Raw genomic sequence first — 2,840 nt, 5'->3', positions numbered from 1 at the left:
TCGTCCCAGGCCACGCCCGAGGTCATGGTCAGCAGCTGGCGCACGGTCACGCCGTCATAGCCGCCGCCCGCCAGGCCCGGCAGATAGCGGGTGACGGGATCCTCCAGCGAGCCGATGGCGCCGCTCTTCAGCGCCGTCCCGACCAGGGTCGAGGTCAGGCTCTTGGTCATGGAGAAGGAAACCCAGTGGTTCTGCGGTCCGATGCCGAGACCGTAGCGCTCCAGCCGAATGCGGCCGTCCTGGATGACCAGCACCCCGGCGACCTTCTCGGCCTGCATGTAGGCGGTCGGGTCCAGCGCGATCGGCGTCCCGGGGGGCAGGGCGCGCACAGGCGTGTCGCCGCGCCGGACGGGCGCGTGCGGCATGATGGTGTCCATGGTCCGGAAGGCCCGCTCGCGGTCCGCGGGCGCCCAGAACAGCACCCCGGCGGGGTTGGTCTCCGGCGTCGGCTGCTGGGCCGAGACGGGCAGGGCGCCGGCGAGCAGGACGGCGGCGGCGAGGCAGGCTGCGAGACGGTTCATGCGCCAGCTTAGCAGGGCGGCCGCCGCTGCGTCAGCCCGCGCGCCGCGCCTTGATCGCCGACTCCGCCGTCACGCCGAAGATCACCGCGGCGATGATGACCGCCAGTCCGTAATCCGGACCGGGGAAGAGCACCGGCAGCACGGCGATCGCCGTGACGATGGCCGGGAACAGGGCGGCCCAGACGGCCGTGCCGGGGCTGTCCGGATGGATCATCGGCGGGCGCGGCGGCTGACCGGTCATCTTCGCCAGTCGCGGGCTCAGCAGAATGAAGCCGCCCGCGCAGATCACCGCCATCAGGAGGTTGCGCAACTGGATCGGCTGGGGCTCGGTCAGGCTGGTGGTGAGCAGGACGAGCAGCAGGCTCAGGCCGGTGGAGACGGCCAGCAGCAGATTGGGTTCGAAACGCTTCAAGACTTCACTTTCACATAGGCCCCGGGGGCCGGCTCGACCGGCGTCAGCGGGCCCGTCTTCGGATCGCGGGCGGGGACCTGGCCGCCGGACCGCTCACGCAGCCACGCCGCCCAGTGGTTCCACCAGCTTCCGGGATGTTCCTCGGCCTGCGCCTGCCATTCGGCCAGGGTCGCGGGCAGGGCGGGGTTGATCCAGTGCTGGTACTTGTTGGCCGAGGGCGGATTGACCACCCCGGCGATATGGCCCGACCCCGCCAGTGTCAGGGTCACGTCGGCGTTGGGGAAGGCCCGGGCCGAGCGGTAGACCGAGTTCATCGGTGCGATGTGGTCGTCGCGGCTGGCCTGGAAATAGAGCGGGATGGTCACCTTCGACAGGTCGATGGCCTGGCCGCCGATGCTGAAGTCGCCCTGGGTCAGGGCGTTCCTGCCGTACATGGAGCGCAGATAGTCCATGTGCAGGGCCTTGGGCATGCGCGTCTGGTCGGCGTTCCAGAACAGCAGGTCAAAGGCGGCCGGCGCCTTGCCCATCAGGTAGTTGCTGACGAAGAACGACCAGATCAGGTCGTTGGCGCGCAGGGCGTTGAAGGTCTCGGCCATGGCCGCGCCGGGCAGGACCCCGCCGGCGGCGTCCATCTGCTGCTCGATCTCGTTCAGCCAGTGGTCGTCGGTGAACAGCAGCAGGTCGCCCGCTTCGGCGAAGTCGTGCTGGGCGGCGAAGAAGGTGTTGGCCGAGACGCGCGCATCCTTGTTGGCCGCCATATGGGCCAGCGCCGCGCCCATCAGGGTCCCGCCGATGCAGTAGCCGACCGTGTTGACCGACTTGGCGCCCGACTGCTCCAGCACCTTCTCGATCGCGCGATAGACGCCCTTCTGCAGATAGTCGTCGAAGCCGTAGCCGGCCTTGTCCCGGTCAGGATTGACCCAGGAGCAGACGAAAACGGTGAACCCCTGGGCCGACAGCCAGCGGATCATCGAGTTCTCGGGCTGCAGGTCCAGGATGTAGAATTTGTTGATCCAGGGCGGGAAGATCAGCAGCGGGATCTCATGCTGGGTCTCGGTCGCCGGGTCGTACTGCAGCAGTTCGAACAGGTCGTCGCGCCAGACCACCTGGCCGGGGGCGGTGGCGACGTTCACCCCGACCTCGAACTTGCCGTAGTCGGCCTGGCTGATCTTCAGCTTGCCCTGGCCGCGCTCCAGGTCGGCGGCGAAATTCTGCATCCCCTTGACCAGCGACTCGCCGTTGCTCTCGGCCAGGGCCTTCAGGGCGGCGGGGTTGGAGGCCAGGAAGTTGGACGGCGAGAAGGCGTCGGTCAGAAGCTTGGTGAAAAACTCGGCCCGGCGCTTGGTGCGCGGATCGACGTCCTCGACCGAAGACACCAGCCCGTTCATCCAGTCGGCGGTGACCAGATAGGACTGGCGCATGACGTCGAACATAGGGTTCTCGGACCAGGCCGGGTCCTTGAAACGCTTGTCCTTCGACGGCTCAGCGGCGGGCTCCTCGCCCGCGGCCCGACGGGCCGACGACGCCCAAAGGTCCATGTAGCGGTTGAACAGGTCGGCCTGGGCGCTGAACAGCCGGTCGGGGCGCGAGGCTAGGCTGGACATCACCGAGGTCATGGCCGGGCCGACGTTGAACGGATCGGGCGACAGGGCGGCGGGCCGGTCCGCCTGGCTGAGCGCGGCCTCGGCGATGGCCGTCTGGGCCGTCATGGCGGCCTTGGCCAGGTTCAGGGACAGGGTCTCCAGCATCTCGCGCTGCTCGGCGCCGAACGGAGCGGCGGCGGGCCCCGGCTCGGGTTCGGGCGCGGCGGCCTCGGGGCGAGGTTGGAATTGCGGCACGGGTTCCGGCTCCGGCGCGGCGGCCGCGGCCTTGGCGGCGCGGGGGCGGGGCGGCTTGGCCGAGGTCGG

General features: G+C 69.5%; 3 protein-coding genes. All 3 read right to left on the bottom strand.

Going from position 1 to position 2,840, the window contains the following annotated elements; all coding sequences use genetic code 11:
• Positions 1-521: serine hydrolase domain-containing protein (locus Q0C81_RS17880; protein WP_291841132.1), on the bottom strand; the 521-nt coding region annotated here is incomplete at its 3' end.
• Between the two features lie 31 nt (positions 522-552).
• A complete protein-coding gene (locus Q0C81_RS17875) occupies positions 553-933 on the bottom strand; it encodes a hypothetical protein (protein WP_291841128.1) in 381 nt (126 codons plus the stop codon).
• On the bottom strand, positions 930-2,681 hold the full coding sequence (phaC, locus tag Q0C81_RS17870) for a class I poly(R)-hydroxyalkanoic acid synthase (protein WP_291841134.1): 1,752 nt from the start codon (positions 2,679-2,681) through the stop codon (positions 930-932). Before phaC ends, Q0C81_RS17875 begins: the two co-directional genes overlap by 4 nt.
• Between the last annotated feature and the right edge of the window lie 159 nt (positions 2,682-2,840).

Source organism: Brevundimonas sp., assembly GCF_023259385.1.
GTDB lineage: Bacteria > Pseudomonadota > Alphaproteobacteria > Caulobacterales > Caulobacteraceae > Brevundimonas.
The sequence above is the reverse complement of the archived record's forward strand: the minus strand, read 5'-3'. Positions and strand labels throughout refer to the sequence as shown.

What these genes read in the sequence shown, in the direction of transcription:
- phaC (WP_291841134.1), bottom strand. Translation starts at nt 2,681, where the DNA reads ATGCTGGAGACCCTGTCCCTGAACCTGGCCAAGGCCGCCATGACGGCC.